21 protein-coding genes are annotated in these 18,117 nt (G+C 49.8%); 18 read left to right on the top strand and 3 right to left on the bottom strand.

What is annotated here, in order from left to right; genetic code table 11:
- Positions 1–3: 3 nt before the first annotated feature.
- The 15 genes from HUN05_23450 (at position 4) to HUN05_23380 (ending at position 14,214) form a co-directional block, all read left to right on the top strand.
- Positions 4–924 (top strand): hypothetical protein, encoded by a 921-nt coding sequence (locus HUN05_23450; protein ID WDP87723.1) that lies wholly within the window; start codon positions 4–6, stop codon positions 922–924.
- 135 nt (positions 925–1,059) lie between these two features.
- A complete protein-coding gene (locus tag HUN05_23445; GenBank protein WDP87722.1) occupies positions 1,060–1,971 on the top strand; it encodes a MoxR family ATPase in 912 nt (303 codons plus the stop codon).
- A 3-nt stretch (positions 1,972–1,974) separates the two neighbouring features.
- Entirely contained in the window at positions 1,975–3,405 is a 1,431-nt protein-coding gene (locus HUN05_23440; GenBank protein WDP87721.1) for a VWA domain-containing protein, read from the top strand.
- Positions 3,406–3,936: 531 nt separating this feature from the next.
- On the top strand, positions 3,937–4,506 hold the full coding sequence (locus HUN05_23435) for a hypothetical protein (GenBank protein WDP87720.1): 570 nt from the start codon (positions 3,937–3,939) through the stop codon (positions 4,504–4,506).
- Positions 4,507–4,576: 70 nt separating this feature from the next.
- Positions 4,577–5,326, top strand: a complete 750-nt coding sequence (locus HUN05_23430; protein WDP87719.1) for a hypothetical protein — start codon at positions 4,577–4,579, stop codon at positions 5,324–5,326.
- On the top strand, positions 5,323–6,051 hold the full coding sequence (locus HUN05_23425) for a hypothetical protein (protein WDP87718.1): 729 nt from the start codon (positions 5,323–5,325) through the stop codon (positions 6,049–6,051). Before HUN05_23430 ends, HUN05_23425 begins: the two co-directional genes overlap by 4 nt.
- Positions 6,017–6,409 (top strand): electron transfer flavoprotein subunit alpha/FixB family protein, encoded by a 393-nt coding sequence (locus HUN05_23420; GenBank protein WDP87717.1) that lies wholly within the window; start codon positions 6,017–6,019, stop codon positions 6,407–6,409. Before HUN05_23425 ends, HUN05_23420 begins: the two co-directional genes overlap by 35 nt.
- A gap of 86 nt (positions 6,410–6,495) precedes the next feature.
- Complete coding sequence (locus HUN05_23415; GenBank protein ID WDP87716.1) at positions 6,496–7,689, top strand: acyl-CoA dehydrogenase family protein; 1,194 nt, start codon at positions 6,496–6,498, stop codon at positions 7,687–7,689.
- Between the two features lie 10 nt (positions 7,690–7,699).
- Positions 7,700–8,380, top strand: a complete 681-nt coding sequence (locus HUN05_23410) for a TetR/AcrR family transcriptional regulator (GenBank protein WDP87715.1) — start codon at positions 7,700–7,702, stop codon at positions 8,378–8,380.
- A 128-nt stretch (positions 8,381–8,508) separates the two neighbouring features.
- Positions 8,509–8,655: a hypothetical protein gene (locus HUN05_23405; protein ID WDP87714.1), complete on the top strand. Its 147-nt coding sequence runs from the start codon at positions 8,509–8,511 to the stop codon at positions 8,653–8,655.
- Positions 8,656–8,683: 28 nt separating this feature from the next.
- Entirely contained in the window at positions 8,684–9,895 is a 1,212-nt protein-coding gene (locus HUN05_23400) for an IS256 family transposase (GenBank protein WDP87713.1), read from the top strand.
- Positions 9,896–10,041: 146 nt separating this feature from the next.
- Positions 10,042–11,034, top strand: a complete 993-nt coding sequence (locus tag HUN05_23395; protein ID WDP87712.1) for a phosphotransferase family protein — start codon at positions 10,042–10,044, stop codon at positions 11,032–11,034.
- Positions 11,035–11,065: 31 nt separating this feature from the next.
- On the top strand, positions 11,066–11,818 hold the full coding sequence (locus HUN05_23390; GenBank protein ID WDP87711.1) for an SDR family oxidoreductase: 753 nt from the start codon (positions 11,066–11,068) through the stop codon (positions 11,816–11,818).
- A gap of 14 nt (positions 11,819–11,832) precedes the next feature.
- Positions 11,833–12,750, top strand: coding sequence for a 3-hydroxyacyl-CoA dehydrogenase (locus tag HUN05_23385; protein WDP87710.1), 918 nt, complete (start codon positions 11,833–11,835; stop codon positions 12,748–12,750).
- Positions 12,751–12,771: 21 nt separating this feature from the next.
- Positions 12,772–14,214: an acyl-CoA dehydrogenase family protein gene (locus HUN05_23380; protein WDP87709.1), complete on the top strand. Its 1,443-nt coding sequence runs from the start codon at positions 12,772–12,774 to the stop codon at positions 14,212–14,214.
- Here the strand turns inward: HUN05_23380 and HUN05_23375 are convergent.
- On the bottom strand, positions 14,140–15,300 hold the full coding sequence (locus HUN05_23375) for a hypothetical protein (protein WDP87708.1): 1,161 nt from the start codon (positions 15,298–15,300) through the stop codon (positions 14,140–14,142). The genes HUN05_23380 and HUN05_23375 overlap by 75 nt on opposite strands.
- Positions 15,301–15,356: 56 nt before the next feature.
- Positions 15,357–15,539 (bottom strand): hypothetical protein, encoded by a 183-nt coding sequence (locus HUN05_23370; GenBank protein ID WDP87707.1) that lies wholly within the window; start codon positions 15,537–15,539, stop codon positions 15,357–15,359.
- Positions 15,540–15,652: 113 nt separating this feature from the next.
- Between HUN05_23370 and HUN05_23365 the strand changes: the two genes are divergently transcribed.
- Both HUN05_23365 and HUN05_23360 read left to right on the top strand, forming a co-directional pair.
- Positions 15,653–15,967: an acyl-CoA dehydrogenase C-terminal domain-containing protein gene (locus HUN05_23365; GenBank protein WDP87706.1), complete on the top strand. Its 315-nt coding sequence runs from the start codon at positions 15,653–15,655 to the stop codon at positions 15,965–15,967.
- Between the two features lie 16 nt (positions 15,968–15,983).
- Positions 15,984–16,745, top strand: a complete 762-nt coding sequence (locus HUN05_23360) for an enoyl-CoA hydratase/isomerase family protein (protein WDP87705.1) — start codon at positions 15,984–15,986, stop codon at positions 16,743–16,745.
- On the opposite strand, the gene HUN05_23355 is transcribed toward HUN05_23360, so the two are convergent.
- Complete coding sequence (locus HUN05_23355; protein ID WDP87704.1) at positions 16,742–17,011, bottom strand: hypothetical protein; 270 nt, start codon at positions 17,009–17,011, stop codon at positions 16,742–16,744. The genes HUN05_23360 and HUN05_23355 overlap by 4 nt on opposite strands.
- Before the next feature lie 248 nt (positions 17,012–17,259).
- Between HUN05_23355 and HUN05_23350 the strand changes: the two genes are divergently transcribed.
- Positions 17,260–18,099, top strand: coding sequence for a mechanosensitive ion channel (locus tag HUN05_23350; GenBank protein ID WDP87703.1), 840 nt, complete (start codon positions 17,260–17,262; stop codon positions 18,097–18,099).
- Positions 18,100–18,117 lie beyond the last annotated feature (18 nt).

Raw genomic sequence — 18,117 nt, 5'->3', positions numbered from 1 at the left:
ATTATGAGTGATATGGGCGTTAATTTGGGCAATATCCAGTTTTATACAGAAACCACGGGAACTCGCAGTGATGATCAGGCATTGGACAAGGTTATGGATTCCATCATGGATGCCGTGCCCGAAGGTGTCAGCCGGGAAGAGGTGGGGAAAGCCATTGATGATGCAATAAAGGCAAATCCGGACGCATCCATGAAAGAGATCATGGAAGCGGCGGTCAATACCATCAATACCGACCACGGGGTAACCTCGGACGCCAGTGAGATTTCAGCGATGAAAGCCGCCTGGGATGATTTTACAACAGATACCGGCCTGACCGGTGAGAATATCAAAGAGATTCTTACGGACCCGGTCAGTTTTGTTCTTTCCGATGAAAATACGTCTGAGGTCTCCGTAAAAAAAATGCTTGCCATGCTATATCTCTTGATGATTGAGATGGCCGGGGAAGAGTCGGCCAATCAGCTTTTGGAAGGGTGCAAGCAAAGGTATGAGATTATGGAGATTGCCAAGGAAAAGGCAGGCGATCTCCGCACCAAGGCATGGGTGAGTTTTGCCGCAGGCGCTATTTCTGCCGGTATACAGATCTATGGCGGGGCCAAGGGCATGGGTGCCGGGGCCAAGGGCCTTAATGCGGCAAAGGCGGGGAACAGCAGCCTGGCCCAGGCTTACGGCGGTCAGTCTGGTGCCTACAACACCATTGCAGGCGGTTTTTCAGGCGGGGTCAACGCCGTTGCCGGTCTGGCCACAGGACATATCGATGCCCACATTGCAGAGCTTGACGGAGAGTCCCAGGTGGCCCAGGCCAACAAGGAGCTGGCCGATAAAATGAGACAAAAAGTCGGTGATCTGATCTCTAATTTGATCAATATGCTCCAGTCCATGAGCCAGACCGATTACCAGACAATGACCACCATCGGCCGGGCCTGAAAATTGTAATGAAGATTATGGGGATTGGGCATATTTATTGTTTAACCCCATACAAAAAATCATATTCTTGCCCTTTATTCCCATAATTGGTATCTAATGCGTTTTAGAATGGTAAACAGGCGAAGGGAATAAAAAATGATGTTCAAGGGTGTGTCGGATGTTCATAGGCGGCTGGAGGCTTCGGGGTATATTCCGTCCAGGGAGATTGCCACCATTATTTATCTGGCCCAGGAAGCAAAAAAAACCGTGCTGGTGGAGGGTCCTGCCGGCGTGGGAAAAACAGAGCTGGCCAAAAGCGTTGGGCTTTGCCTGGACCGGGAGATGATACGGCTCCAATGTTATGAAGGGCTGGATGAATCCAAGGCGCTCTATGAATGGGCCTATGCCAAGCAATTGCTCTACACCCAGATGCTCAAGGAAAAGATAAATGAGGTGGTTTCTGCCTCTTCAAGCCTGGCCCGGGCCGTTGACGAGATTGCCCGACACGAGGATGCCTTTTTTTCAGACCGGTTTATCCAGACCCGGCCTCTGCTGGCAGCCATTTCTTCAAAAACCCCGGTGGTGTTGCTGGTGGATGAAATTGACAAATCCGATCCCGAGTTTGAAGCCTTTCTTTTGGAATTGCTTTCAGATTTCCAGGTCACCATCCCTGAAATCGGCACCATCCAGGCCAGGACCCAGCCCTTTGTTTTTCTGACCTCCAACAATTACAGGGATATGAGCGATGCCCTGAAAAGAAGATGCATCCATATTTATATTGATTATCCAGACATGGAAACCGAAAAAGAGATTGTGGCCAAAAAACTGCCCAAAATCGGAGAGCGGCTTTTAAACCAGGTGGTGGAAACCGTGGCCGCCATCCGGGAACTGGATCTTAAGAAAAAACCCTGTATTTCAGAAACCATTGACTGGGCAAAATCCTTGATGATTCTCAAAAAACAGAGTCTGACCCCTGAGATTCTGGATCTCACCTTAAATACCCTGTGCAAACACAAGAGCGATTACACGGTGGTCAGGTCACAAATCCGGGATCTGGTAAAGGCTTAAGGTTTGGACACCCTTGTCCTTGAATTTGTCTCCTGCTGCAGGGTCGACGGCATGCGGATTTCCACGGCCGAGGTCCTGGACTGTCTTGACCAGCTTGATCTTGCAGGGTCATGTGATGAAAGAATATTTCACACCATTCTCAAGGCCAACTTTGCAAAAAGCCGGAGGGAACAATCCGAGTTTGACCGATTGTACCAGCTTTTTTTCCACGGGATGAACAAGGGACAGGTAACCCAAGGACCTGCCCCGGAATGTCCAGGCGGGGACCCCGGCCAGGAGGATCCCGCATCTTCCAAGGACCTTTCTTTTGATTTGGCAGATTATATTCAAAAGATGGAAGAGGCAGGGCAATCCGGACAAACCGATTTGGAACAGGCCTTGATGGATTTTATGCGAGGCCGTCCCCAGGCCTTTATAGAAGCCGTAAGAAAGATCCATGACCAGGAAATTAAAGCCAGCCAGGCTGTAAAGTTCAATCTGGGCCAGCTGACCGGCAGGCTTGAAATCATGCTCTCCATCAACCAGATGAAACAGCGGATGGTCCAGTTTCTATGCAGCCTTGATGCCGATGTGGACACCCAGGGCCTTGAAGCCCTGGCAGGTCGGCACCTGGAAAAGGCCCTGGTTTTTTTAAACCAAGATTCAAGCCCGGACAATGCCGGGTTCAAAAGGCCGGGCGCCGGGGATAAACGGTATCCAAGCCTTGGGCAAATCCCGTTTTCAAATCTTACCCATCAAGAAAGGGAAAGGGTTCAGGAGGTGATTGACCAATGGGTAAGAAAGCTTGAAGAGATTTCCAGCCTCAGGTTTGCCGCGGCCAAAAAAGGGATGGTGGATGTCAAAAAAACCATTCAGAAATCCAGCAAATATCTGGGCGTGCCCGTTGAAATTGTGAGAAAGGACCGTCCCCTGAGAAAGGGGAAGATCGTCACCCTCTGCGATGTCTCCGGATCGGTCTGGTCCACGGCCAGGTTCATGCTCAACATCCTTTATTCCCTTCAAGAGTGTTTTGCCCGGGTAAAATCATATATATTCATTGATCAGCCCCTTGATGTGACCGGGCTGTTCCTGGCCCATGACGCCAATCGGGCCGTTGAAAAGATTTTAAAGGATACCCGGCTCAACTATAATGCCAAGACGGATTACGGCCTGGTTTTCCAGACATTTAGGGATGAGCACCTCAGCGATCTGGACAAGAAAACCACCTTGATCATCATGGGAGACGGCCGGTCCAACTATTTTAATCCCAGGGAGCCTGTGCTGGAAGCCCTGAGGGAGAGATGCCGCAGGGTGGTCTGGCTTAATCCCGAGCAGGAGCGGTTCTGGGGAACCGGAGATTCGGAGATGAAACGGTACTCCCTTCACTGCAACGAAGCCCGGGCCTGCGGGAATTTAAACCAGCTCATTGAGTTTATTCAGGATCTGGTGCTTTGATTCATGGAGGAAAAATGGAGGCAAATCTTTCTGGTCATCAAGGAGAATTTTTTGAAAAAATAGCCGGGTTCGGTCAAAATCATATTTTGATCTCCCCTGAACTCGGCAATGACAAGAATTTTCCTTCTCTTCTTTGGGATTTGTTGGGGCGCCAGGGGCTGTTAAACCCTGAAACGCTTTTCCATGGCCCTATTTCCCCCTGCCAGGCCATTGTAAAAGCCGGCAGAACATTTGTCTTTTCAGGCGGGAATTTTGGCATGGCCCTCTCCTGGATGATTCATCATCTCACGGCCCAATATCTTCTGGCCCCATATCTTTTGTCTGCCCAAAGAAGGGCTCTCTGGGAAAGGATCTGCAAAGGAAAGGCCACCCTTGCCTTTGCCGTGTCCGAGCCTTCGGCAGGCGCCCATCCCAAGTACATGATGGCAAAGGCCGCCAAACAAAACCTGGATTACCTGGTTTCAGGGGAAAAAGGCGTTCTCAGCTTTTTTGGCGCCCCAAGAGACCCCGGGCCTGGTGGTTTGTCCGGCCATGACCCTCGACTTTTTCAACCCCAGTCCCCATGGCAAAATTCTCATGAACAACTGTGGTCTGGAACAAGAGACCCTTTTGGGCAAAGAGGGCCGGGCGTTTTCTGATATGGTGCTGTTGTTTAGGAAAATTGAAGATGCGGTCATGACAGGACCTGTGACCGGGGCCATGGGATTTGTCCTCTCCCAGGTCATTCAAAAGATGAAGGGTGTGTCTAAAATTGCGCCTCAATTTCTGGACGGTTTAGGCCGGCTGGAAACCATGGTCGCGGCTGCGGTTTGTCTGTCCGACCAAATTGCCCTTGCCGCAGATAAGAATGAGGCAAAATTGGAAAGTCTGGTCCTATACTTTAGGCAGATGACCGGGGAGTATCTCAAGGTGCTGGACCAGATCCTCAACGGGTCGGGTATTGATCTTGATCTGCCTTGCAAATATTTAATTTTAGACCTTGCCGCCGCAAGCCGGATGGGAAAGTCCATGGCCGGTATAAGGCGGGAAAAACTGGGGCTCAGGCTTTTGGACCCCGGAAGAACGTGCTGGAACCCTTCTTTTATAACCGACCCTGTTTAGATAAAATAAAAATGAACGTTCGTTCGTAATTTTTCTTGATTCTTTGTGTTTTCAAGGATATGGTTAATCCATGAAAATATTGGTCTGCATAAAACCGGGTGCCTCAGGACAAATGATCGGCCCCTTTGAAGCCCTTGCCCTTGAGGCCGGACTGATGCTCAGGCAAGAGGCTGTCAAGTCCGGCCATGCCGACGCCTGGGTGGATGTGATCACTGCAGGGCCCGTTGCCTGGGAAGAGGGGGTAAGACGGGCCTTTGGCCTGGGCGCGGACCAGGGATTTCATTTTTTGACCCAGGAGGATGAAAGATCAGGGGGATGTGTCCCGGCATCTGTCCGGGCTCAACAGATCGCCTCTGCTGTTTTAAGCCTGGGAAAAAAACGGTCATACGATCTTGTTCTCACCGGGGTGATCTCCCAGGATCTCATGGCCGGGCATACCGGGCCCATGCTGGCAGAATATCTAAATTTTTCTCTGGCCACTGCCGTGGTCAAGCTCTCTTTTATGGAAGAAAACATTTCAGCGGTGAAAGAATGGGAGGGCGGGGTAAGAGAAACCCTTGAAATCCGGTTGCCCGCCCTTGTGACCATCCAGGCCGGGGGATACACCCCGGGGTATCCAAAGCTTTCCCAAATGCTGAAGGCAAAGGAAAAAAAGGTGACCCGGTTAAATGGGCAGGATTTTGAAGATCCCATTCCCAAAGAGCGGTTTTCAGGCCTGGCCCTGCCTGAAAGCACACGGGAGGGGAAAAGGATCATGGGCAGTCTTGAGGACCAGGTCAGGGCCTTTCATTCTTTTTTAAGGAAAAGGGCACTTTTATGAAGCCCATTTTAGTGGTGGCAGATCTTGTTGAATCCCGGGATCAAAAGGCAGAGATCCGGCCTGTGATACAGGAGGTATTGGCCTGGGCAGAACAGATCCAGGACTTGCTGCAAGAGCCTGCGGATTCAAAGGAGGTTCTGCCTGAAATTCAGATCCTGGTTCCGGCTCACTTGCCTTTGACCGCGGCTGAGAAACTGGCCGAACAGACCGGGATAAAGACCATTGCCCTGTCTTTTCCGGACCGGGTAACGCCTGAGTCTTTGAAACAGGGACTGGCCCATATTGCAGACCAGATTCGTCCTTGCTGGATACTCTTTGCCCATACCACCATGGGACGGGAGGTGGCCCCGGGGCTTGCCGCCCGCCTGAATGCAAGCGCAATTTCAGGGGCAACTGGGGTGGGGGCGGACCCGGCAGGGCTCTTTTTTTTCCGGCCGGTCATGGACAACGGCAGGATCCAGAAGGTTCGTCCCTGCAACGCCGCTTTGGGTGTTTTGACTCTGGTGCCCGGTGCTATGGCAGCCAAATCGCGTACATTAAACATACAGGGCAACTTAGACCCCCAGGATGCTTTGGCAAGAGAGGGCCCATTGGAAACACCGGGAAAAGAAGCCCTGTCCCGAAAAAATAAATTTTTTTGTCCAGTGGTCGCCCCTGACCTGCCTGTCTCAAACCGTGAAAAGAAAATCCGTGACCCGGCCCAAAGCCGGAAGCCCGGTCCTTAAATCGGCCCGGATCGTTTTGGGGGCAGGTCAGGGTGTTGGGGAACAAGAGAATCTGGCCCAAATTTTTGAATTTGCAAAGGCGTTGCCCGGCGCATCTGTGGGGGCTTCCCGCCCTCTGGTGGACAAGGGATGGATGGATTATCCGTTTCAGGTGGGCATTACCGGGACCTGCGTGGCACCGGATCTTTATATTGCCTGCGGGATTTCAGGATCTTCCCAGCATTTGGCCGGTATGTCCCAGTCCAAATGGGTGGTGAGTATTAATAAGAATCCAGACGCCCCCATATCCAGGCATTCCGACCTTTTTATCCAGGCGGATCTTATTGAATTTATCCGCTGTTTTTTAGATAAAAAATAACGAACATTCGTTCGTTATTTTTCTTGACTTCTTTAGCAAGGCCGGATTAGTATGAGTCATCACCCGTTAAGGAAAGGAGATTTACTATGGATTTTCAAATATCAGACCGGATTCAGACCATTGTCGCCATGATCAATGAGTTTGTGGACCAGGAGCTGATCCCCTTAGAGCCCGAGTTCATGGTCAAGGATTTCAAAGAGATGCTTCCCAAACTTCGGGAAAAACAGGCCATGGTGAAGAAAATGGAGCTCTGGGCCCCGAATTTTCCTTTAGAATGCGGAGGCATGGGACTTTCCCTTGTGGAGCACGGGCTGGTATCAGAAGCCCTGGGCAGGTCTCCTTTGGGGCATTATGTGCTCTGGTGCCAGGCCCCGGATGCCGGGAATGTGGAAATCCTCCATGCCCACGGCAATGATGAACAAAAAAAACGCTGGCTCAATCCCCTGGTCCAGGGCGACATCCGGTCTTGTTTTGCCATGACCGAGGTGGATATGCCGGGTTCAAACCCGGTGATGCTTGAGACCACGGCCCGAAAAGAGGGCTCAGACTATATTATCGATGGTCATAAATGGTATACCACGGTAGCGGACGGGGCCGACTTTGCCATTGTCATGGCCGTCACAAATCCCGAGGCCCACACCTATCTCAAGGCCAGCATGATTATTGTGCCCGCCAAGACCCAAGGCTTTAACCTGGTAAGAAATATTCTGGTCATGGGCCATGAGGGAGATGATTATTTCAGCCACGGTGAAATTTTGTTTGAATCCTGCAGGGTGCCTCAGGCCCATCTTTTGGGCAAAGAAGGCCAGGGCTTTGTCATGGCCCAGGACCGGCTGGGACCTGGACGGATTCACCATTGCATGCGGTGGCTTGGGATCTGTAAGCGCTCCTTTGATCTCATGTGCCAAAGGGCCAACACCCGGGTGATTTCCCCTTCGGGCAAGACCCTGGCCACCCGCCAGACCATCCAGAACTGGATTGCCGAATCTGCGGCAGAGCTGGAAGCGGCCAGGCTTTTGACCCTTAATTCCGCCTGGCAGATTGACCATGTGGGGGCGTCTGCGGCCCGGGACTCTATTTCCATGATTAAATTTGTTGTGGCCAACACCATGGGCCGGATTGTGGACCGGGCCCTCCAGGTTCACGGGGGCTTAGGCATGACAGATGATACCATCCTGGCCTGGTTCTATCGCCATGAGCGGGCGGCAAGAATTTATGACGGGGCAGACGAGGTTCATAAAACCTCCCTTGCCAAACGAATACTCAAATCCTATGCCTGAGACTTTGCCAATGGATTATTCAGAATTTAAAAAAATATATGCGGCCCGGGGCCTGGATATTTCCAGGCAGGTCTTTTTAGCCAACCAGGATGCCATGCGCATTAAAACGGAAAAAACCGCCGTGGCCAACCTGGATAAAATATTTTCAGCCGTTTTCAGCATCGCCTATACCAAGGGGTTCCAGGCCATGAGCATGAGGGATTTAAGCCTTAAAACCAAGATGAGTTTAGGGGCGCTTTATGCCTATTTCCCGGGAAAAGACCAATTGCTGGCCATTATCCAGAACCAGGGCCGGACCATGGTTAAAGAGGCTTTGGCACCCTTTGCCCTGAAAGAGGATGACCCTTTGGAAAAGCTGCGGGCCGCTGTAAAAGCCCATATTTTTTTATCTGAATTGTTTCGGCCCTGGTTTTATTTCACCTTTATGGAGGCCCGGAATCTTAAGCCGGCAGGGGTTGAGGCAGTCAAGGCCATGGAAGAGCATACCCAGAAAATGCTTTCCGATATTCTGGAACTTGGTGAGGCCAAAGGGGTATTCAAGCCGGGAAACCATGAGTTGACCGCCTCCATGATCAAGGCCCTTCAGCAGGAATGGTATTTAAAACGGTGGAAATATACCCGCCAGAAGATTACGGTGGACCAGTTTGCCGACCATGTACTGGCCATGGTGGAAGGATTTTGCTGTGTATAAATGGTGGAAGGGTTTTGCCGTGTACAAGCGGATATCCCTGGGCGGGTGCCCGGACAAGTTCTAAAATAGACAGGATCGGTATTTTCGGGCATTGGGTTTGTTTCATAACACTAAAGAGGACAAGATCAATGGCAGAAATTGACAAGGCTGCCCGGGTCAGGCCGGGTGAGGAGATTGAGGTTGAGGTTGTATCTGAATTTTTAAGGTCAAAGATACTGGATCTGCCGGAAAAAATGAGGGCGTTCAAAATTCTGTGTCAGTTGAATGAAAGCTGATATACTCAGCTAAATAAGGAGAACTGACATGACCGAAGAAAACACCGAATTTGATTTTCAAAAAGCCCTTAAAGGCATCCAGGAAGGTAAACCCTTCACAGGTAAGGGCGGCGTCCTTACATCATTAATCAAAAATCTTGCTGAAGCTGCTCTTGAAGGAGAGTTGGAGTCCCATCTCGGGCAGGAAGTTTCTGCCAACCGCCGTAATGGAAAAAGCAAAAAGACCATTAAATCCCTGGATGATAAATTTGAGCTAAAAACCCCGCGTGACAGGGCCGGAACCTTCTCTCCACAGATCGTCAAAAAACATCAGACAACGCTCAGCGATGAAATTGAAAGAAAGATAATAGCCCTTTACGGCCTGGGCATGAGTTATAATGATATGGCTTCCCATTTACAGGAAATCTATGGACTTGAGATTTCAAATGCCACTCTGAGCACCATTACCGATAAAATCATCCATACCGTCAAAGAATGGCAGGCCAGGCCGTTGGAAAATGTGTACCCAATCGTATGGCTTGATGCCATACATTATAAAGTACGAGAAAACGGAAAGGTCGGCAGCAAAGCCGTTTACACAATTCTTGGGGTGAATATCGAGGGCCGCAAAGAGGTTCTTGGGCTGTACATATCCGAGAATGAGGGTGCGAACTTCTGGCTGCAGGTGTTAACAGACCTTTCAAACCGAGGGGTAAAAGATATCCTGATTGCCTGTGTTGATGGTCTGAAAGGTTTTCCCGAGGCCATTGAGACCATATTCCCGGACACAGAAGTTCAACTCTGCGTAGTCCACCAGATCCGAAATTCATTGAAATACGTTGGTTCCAAAAATAAAAAGGAATTTATGGCAGATCTAAAACGTGTTTATAAAGCGGTCAATAAGGATCTGGCCGAAGAAGAACTGGATATCTTGGAAAATAAATGGAATGACAAATACCCGATTGTGATAAAATCCTGGCGGAACAACTGGGAACGCCTCAGTCATTTCTTTAAATATCCAGAAGAGATTCGACGGATAATATACACCACAAATACCATTGAGGCTGTGCATCGACAGTTTCGAAAACTGACCAAAACAAAGGGATCATTCCCGAACCAGGACAGCCTGTTAAAGCTGCTTTACATGGGGATCCAGAACGCCAGTAAAAAATGGACAATGCCGATTCAAAATTGGTCACTGACAATTTCCCAGTTGGCAATTTTCTTTGAAGGCCGGCTGGATAAAGAGCTGGGAATTTGATAGGGATTTATTTACAGATGGAAAAGATGGTTCCAGGAACTCCACTCCAGCAAAAATCAACTCCTCCGACGTGGCTGATTGAAGGCCCATTCTCGGACCTGACTTTTACTTCCGCTGGCGCTGAGGCAGATCCGGGAACCGAAACCGTGACACAGAATTCTGAACATTCCCGAAAAATGGAAATTTCCCAGTTTCCCAGCGGGTTTTCCAATCTCACCTATATGATCCGGGCAGGGAATCGGGAAATGGTGCTCCGACGACCTCCCATCGGGGCCAAGGTGGACAAGGGCCATGATATGGCCCGGGAATTCAACCTGCTTTCAGCTCTTTTCCCGGTCTTTCCCCGATGCCCCAGACCCCTGGCCTATTGCGATGATGTTTCCCTGATCGGCGCGCCTTTTTTTGTCATGGAAAAATTATCAGGTATTATCCTGAGAAAGGACCTGCCCCCGGGCCTTTGTTTTTCACCCCAAGGGGCCGGAATCCTCTGCGAAAATTTTATCGACACTCTGGTGGAAATTCATTCCATAGACATGGCGGCCACAGGTCTTTTATCCATTGGTAAACCTGCCGGCTATGTCAAACGCCAGGTTGAGGGGTGGAGCCGTCGGTACCAAAAAGCTGTGACCCAAGATGCCCCGGACTGCGAATTTCTCATGGCCTGGCTGGCCCGGCATATGCCCGAAGATACAGACTCTCCTGTCATGGTTCACAATGATTATAAATTGGATAACCTGGTGCTCGATCCGGACCAGCCCCGGGAAATTACGGGGATATTAGACTGGGAAATGGCCACTTACGGGGATCCGCTCATGGATCTTGGCAATAGTCTTGCCTATTGGGTGGAGCAGGATGATCCCCAGGAGATGCAGATGATGCGGACCATGCCCACCCACATCCCCGGCGCCCTGACCCGTCAGCAGATCATTGAGCGCTACAGCCAAAAGACCGGGCGGGACGTGAGCCAATTTGACTATTATTATTGTTTCGGTCTTTTTCGCCTGGCAGTGATTGCCCAGCAGATTTACCATCGGTATTTTAACGGTCTGACCCGGAACAAGCGGTTTGCCATGCTTATTTTCGGGGTTCACGCCCTGGAAAAAAAAGCCCTGTCCATTGTTGAAAATTCAAGGATTTAAGACAAAATCATACAAAATAAGGAGATTCAGGATGAAAGAATTTGATTTAAGTTCAAAAGTTGCCGTGATTACAGGGGCTAGCCGGGGTATCGGCCTGGCCGTTGCCAAAAAAATGGCCGAGTGCGGGGCCCGCTGCATCCTGGTGAGCCGACGGCCGGAAAATCTTGAGACTGCAGCCCGGGAGATTCTGGACGCCGGCCATAAGGCCGAGGCCATGGCCTGTCATACCGGCTACCCAGACCAGATCAAGGCACTTTACGAGAGTATCATGGAAAAATACGGCCGGTTGGATATCCTGGTGAACAATGCTGCCACCAACCCCCATTTTGGAGAGATGATCACGGCCGATGAGGGCTTTTGGGACAAAACCCTGGACGTGAATATCAAAGGCCCCTTTTTTATGGTCAAGTATGCGGTTCCCCTCATGGAAAACGGGGGCGCCATTGTGAATGTATCTTCAATCAATGCGGTGCGTCCCGGTCTTTTCCAGGGGGTGTATTCCGCCACCAAGGCTGCCCTTGTCAACATGACCAAGACCTTGGCCCGGGAACTTGCCCCCAAGGGGATTCGGGTGAATGCGCTATTGCCGGGACTGACAGATACCAAATTTGCCTCGGCCATTATCGGGTCTGAAGAAATCTGCCAGCATGCCCTGGCCCAGATTCCCATGGGCCGATATGCCCAGCCTTCGGAAATGGCCGGAACCGTTCTTTACCTGGTCTCTGATGCGGCTTCCTATACCACCGGTGCATGTATCATTTCTGACGGGGGCATGCTAATTTAAAGGAGAAATATCTCATGTCTCAACGCCGTAATCCAAAGTTTCAAAAGGTGGTGATTCTGGGCGGGGGAACCATGGGGGTACAGATCGGCCTTCAATCTGCGGCATCCGGATTTGATGTCTCTATTTTTGACCCCTTTGAATCTGCCCTTGAATCTGCTCAAAAACGGATGCCCGACCTTGCCCAACGGCTTGTCCGGGCAAACAGGATCACCCCGGACCAGGCTAAGCAGGGTCTGGCACGGATTCATTTTACATCTGATCCTGAAACTGCAGGAAAAAATGCGGATTTCATCAATGAATCCGTGCCCGAAGACCCCAGGATCAAACAGGAGGTCTTTTCTTTATTTAACCCCATCTGCCCTGAGCACACCATTTTCACCACCAACACCTCCACCCTTGTGCCCTCGATGATCTCTGAGGCCACAGGACGGCCGGATAGGTTCTGCGCACTGCATTTCCATGACCTTCAGACCACCAATGTGGTGGATATCATGCCCCATCCGGGCACCTCTTCTGAAACCCTTGGGGCGGTGAGAGATTTTTGTACGGCCATTGATCAATTCCCCATTGAATTGAAAAAAGAGCAGCACGGGTATGTGTTCAATACCATGCTTTCCGAATGGATGGGATCTGCCCTGACCCTGGCCGCAAGGCAGGTGGCGGATGTAAGGGATATTGACCGGGCCTGGATGGGCATCATGAGAACCCTGGTGGGTCCCTTTGGAATTATGGACTCCATCGGCCTTGGCACGGTCTATCAGGTGACAGATTATTGGGCCAAAAAGAAAAAAGATCCCCAGGGGCAGCGCAATGCAGCCTTTCTTAAATCCTATGTGGACAGAGGGGAGCTTGGGATTAAAACTAAAAAAGGATTTTATACCTATCCCCACCCGGAATTTATGGATCCTGAATTTTTAAAGGGAATTAAATAGTCTTAATACAGGGAAAAATCTATGACTGATAAGTTTATGAGCATGCAGAACCTCAAGTTTACCTTGGGTTCCCGCCAAAGCAGATTTAGAGAAGGAGATATTTTAAACGGCCATACCCCGAAAACCATGGATATGGTGTTCAAGGCCGCCCTGGATATCGGTGTTAAGGTCATGCACCCCATGTTTGAAGAGATGGATAAAAATCCCCCGTGTCTGGAAAATGGCCGGGTAAAGGTCCATGCCGGGGTCCGGCCCATGTTGGCACTTTTAGGTCAGGACGGGTGGATATCCGCCACCTTTCCCGAACAATGGGACGGGGAGGATATGCCGGCCTCATTGCTTCATTGTATCAATTTTATCTTTGCCACGGCCAATTATTCAGCCTCGGTCTATGCCGGACTGACCATTGGGGCGGCCAAGCTGATTTTAAGTTTCGGAGATGAAGCGCTGAAGAAAAAATTTCTGCCCAAAATGCTGGCAGGTCAAGTCCAGGGCACCATGGCCCTGACCGAGCCTGAAGCCGGGACGTCCCTGGGGGACCTGGCGGCCACAGCTACCCCTTTTAAAGAGGGGATCTATAAAATTGTGGGGGAGAAAATCTTTATTTCAGCCGGGGATCATGACGGGGCGGACAATGTGGTTCATCTCATGCTGGCCCGGATTGACGGTGCCAAACCAGGGGTGCGGGGGATTTCTCTTTTTGCCGTGCCCAAGTTCCGGGAAGAAGCGGGTGATACTGTGTTCAACGATGTGATTGTAACCCAGGTCTTTCATAAGTTGGGCTACCGAGGGGCCCCCATCACGGGTTTGAAATTTGGAGAAAAAGACGACTGCCTCGGGTATCTGGTGGGAGACCCCCACAAGGGGCTTTCCTATATGTTCCAGATGATGAACAACGCAAGGCTTGAGGTGGGAATGGGGGCCACAGCCATTGCCACGGCCGCCTATAATTCTGCCCTGGAATATGCCCGAACCCGATGCCAGGGAAGAGCGGTCACAGCTGCTAAGGATTCGGATCCCGTGCCCATTATCCAGCATTCGGACGTGAGGCGGATGCTGCTCTTCCAGCGGGCCGTTACCGAAGGATCCCTGGCCCTGATTCTCCACTGCGGGATGTACGAGGATATTTATTCAAAAGACCCTGAACAAAAGGACTGCCACCTGCTCTTGGAGCTGCTCACCCCGGTGGCCAAAACCTATCCTTCTGAAATGGGTGTCTTTTCCACCTCTGCCGCCATCCAGTGTTTCGGGGGATACGGGTATTGCGATGATTTTCCCGTGGAGCAGCATTTTCGGGATATGCGCATCCACCCTATCCATGAAGGCACCACCGGCATCCAGGCCATGGATCTGCTGGGCCGGAAACTGGGCGCATTCCCATTTTCCCGGTTATACCGCTGGCACTGGATTGTGCATGTTTGCCATCTGCTTCAGGCAGTTCCAACGCCCTGCTTTATAAAATGATCGCAGCATAATCATTTTTTCTGCATTCTCCCGATACCAAAAGATGCATGGACCTTTAAGACGTAAATTCACGACTCTCCGAATCGAACTTTCAATAGCACCGCTGCCAATAGGTAAGTTCAACGCTTTTACAGTTGAGAAATTAAGCCTCAGTTCATTGCGCACAAAATAATCCCGTTCCGTCTTGATAGCCTTACTGTTTCTGCCTCTACAAAGCTTCTGGACGGCCTGTACCACCTCAATCGCCTTTCCCTTCAGCAGAAGACCTCGCTGCTTCGATACCCAGCGTTTGCGTTCCTTGGATGACCAGGTCTTCCTTAAGCCTGCTACTGTACCCAGATGCTCAACTGCATGGTAGAAATCGAGAAGTTCATACACACGCTCAGGAGCCAAACCCAATGCTTTTAGCAGTCCGGGGATTCGATTCCAAATCCAATGTGCCCCATCTGCAACAAACAGTATTTTGTCTGAGTTCTGAATATGAAGGGAGTTCAAATAACCCTTTAACAAGTGGAATACACCATCCGGTCCATTGAAACAGCCATCAATAAATGGTGAAAAGCTTTTTTCTTGTTTTCCATGGGCGTCCACTACATAAATGATCAAAAGCTTGGGTTCTCGCCATGCCCCACGAAATCGGGTTCTATCCTTTTGGGTTTTTGGTCCCCTTTTCTTCTCTCTGAGCCGAGTGCGGCCACCATCAGTGCTGATAACGACTCGCCGCCCTTCAAGTAAATCTCTATCATTTAATGGGATTCGGCCCGCTTGTTGTTCGGCTCGAGCCCGCTCTGCGTACCGATAGGTCAGTTTACGGATGACCTTTATACCCAACGTCATCCCACGGTCACAAAGCACTTGACGGACTTCTTCAAAAGAACTTAATAAGGCTGACCAAGAACTCACCATAGAAGCCAAAGCAGGCGAGCAGCGATCATGGATTCCAAGAAGGATTAAGCCAGCGTATGCACCTTTATATCTTTTTCCTTTTCGGCGGTCACAGGACCTTCGATAGTATCGAACATGAATATCAACCGAACTATCTGTACAAAGCTGAATCCAAACGGTCTCAAGCCCTTCGCTTTTCATCCGTCCCGGCCAATTGGACATCAATTCTTTTTCTTGGTCGACCTGTTCAGAGGAATCTACTGAGGCCTGGATCTTTTTTTTAAAAAAAAGGCGCTTATCCGATTTGTATACTCAAGGATTTCCTGCTCCATTTGTTCTAATTCGTTAGCGTTACGAACCAAGCGATTTGGATCTTCTTCCAGTTCTTTGAGGCATGCAAGGACTTCATCAACAGTATTACAATCTTCAGCTTTCTTCATTAGCACAATCCATTTATGTTCATTTTAGCGTAACAGAGGATATCATTCTTTTTGCTCTAAAAGACAGGCCTTTTTAAAACCGGGAAAATGGGAATGCGCCCCGGAAACTTGTCATGGAAAACGGCCGCTGCCTTGAGCTGCTCAAACAGGAGATGGCTGATGCATTTTTGGCCGATGCCAGCCTTTTTCTGGAAATGTTCGGGATCATGGTCATTGGATGGCAGTGGCTGACCATGGCCACAGCCGCATCCCAGGCGTTTTTTCAGGGCAGTCCCAAGAAAAAGGAAAAAACCTTTCTTGAGGGTAAATATGTGACGGCCCAGTATTTTTTCACCTATGAGTTGCCCAAGATTAAGGGCCTGGAAGCCGCCTTGAAAAAGAGCTGCCAGATGACCTTTGAGATGAAAGACCATTGTTTTACAGATTAATATAAAGGATAAAATCATGACCCAATCTTCTGATACCCCGCCGTTTGAATTCATTGTCCAGGACCATATTGGTGTGCTCACCCTGAACCGCGCCTCTACCTATAATGCCTTTGATCATTCCATGGTAAAGGCCTTTGAGACCTTTCTTCAGGAACGGCGTTATGATGAGGATACCCGGGTGATTATCCTTTCCGGCGGAGATGCCAAAGGATTCTGTGCAGGCCTGGATACCAAAACATATGCCCCTGAAATTTTTAAGATGAGTCCTGTCCAGGCCTATAATGCACAGGTCCGCATGAGCCGGCTGTTTTTGGGCATGCGCCAGATACCCCAGCCCATTATTGCCTGTGTCCACGGGGCAGCCGCCGGTATTGGATTTTCCCTGGCCATGGCCTCGGATATCCGGATACTGGCCCAGGATGCCCGGTTTTCTGCGGCCTATATCAATATCGGCCTGGGGGGGGCGGACATGGCCTCATCCTATTTTCTGCCCCGGCTCATCGGGGCGGGACGGGCCTACGAATACCTGCTCACCGGCAATTGGATGGATGCCGATACCGCCCTTGATCTGGGGTTTGCATCCCTGGTGGTGGAAAAGGAAAATATGATGTCCCAGGCTGTTGACCTGGCCAAAATTATGACTCAAAAAAACCCCATGGGCATCCGCATGACCAAAGAGGCCATCAATGTCAGCCTGGACTGCCTCGGACTTGAGGCTGCCTTGAACATGGAAGATAGGAACCAGATCATGATGTCTTATACCTATCGGATGAGTTAGTCTCTAAAAGACCTAAGAGTCATAGCAATATATTTTTCCTGAACCTGGCCCTGCTCCAGCGGTCCGCCATCAAGGTGACAAACAATATGATGGTGCTGTATGGTGGAGCAGGGGAAAAGCCTGTTGTTGACAATTCCTGTGCCAACGCGTATTTTTACCAAATCCCTGATTATCGTAATTCCAAGGAAGACCGGATGCATTTTTATTGTTTGCACCCCGATTCTTGATAATAATATGGTCTGGGTTAAACCGGCAGCCCGACCCATGGATTTTTTCTCCTTTTATGTGATGGATTCTAACGGCGCCCTTTGTCTGGCTGCTGACCAGGGAAAAAAGCAACCCATAAAAGGGGAATGCAAGGGCAGAATGCCTAAATACTGTGCTGATTATCAAAAACGAGTGCCCAGAACACAACCCTTTATATACAGCAGATCAATGGCCCACCCCCTTTTTTTCAGAATCGTTCAAGGGCGTTGGCCGGATAACATATCATTGAATAAACCAAGGAGAGAACATGGATTTTTTTAAGAATTTGGACATAAACCAGATGGTTGAACTGGTTAGCTATTGGGTCACCACCTATTCTGTGAAAATTGTGGCTGCCCTGCTCATCTTTTTTATCGGGAAATGGCTGTCCAGGAAAATTACCCGGCTTGCGACCACCCTGCTTGAAAAGAACCGGGTGGATATCACCCTGGTTAAATTTTTAGAAAGCATCCTCTATTACACCCTTTTGGTGGTTGTGGTCATTGCCGCAGCAGGACAGCTGGGCATTAACACCACCTCCTTTTTAACCATTGTGGGTGCGGCAGGACTTGCCGTGGGTCTGGCCTTAAAAGATTCCCTTTCCAATTTTGCCTCCGGGGTCATGCTTATTTTATTTCGTCCCTATCGGGTGGGGGATTTTGTGGATATCGCGGGCGTGTCAGGTAATGTGGTCTCCATTGCTCTTTTTACCACCACCTTGAATACCGTGGACAATAAACAGGTGATTGTCCCCAATGCAAGTATCACCACCAATGTGATCACCAATGTCACGGCCAATGATACAAGACGGGTGGATCTGGTCATCGGGATCGGGTATGATGACGATATTAAAAAGGCCAAAGAGATTCTTCACCAGATCGTTTGTGAAGAAGAAAGAGTGTTAAAAGAACCAAAGACCAATATTGCCGTATCCGAGCTTGGCGATTCCAGCGTGAATTTTGTTGTCAGGCCCTGGGTTAAAACCGCTGACTATTGGAATGTCTATTTTGACCTGACCGAAAAGATTAAAATGGTCTTTGATCAACAGGGTATTAACATTCCCTATCCCCAGCAGGATGTTCATCTGTATACCCAAAAAACCGAATAATTTTCAACCCTTTTTGAA

Origin of the sequence: Desulfobacter sp., from assembly GCA_028768545.1 — a bacterium.
Taxonomy (GTDB): Bacteria; Desulfobacterota; Desulfobacteria; order Desulfobacterales; family Desulfobacteraceae; genus Desulfobacter.
This window is presented reverse-complemented; position numbering and strand designations above follow the sequence as displayed.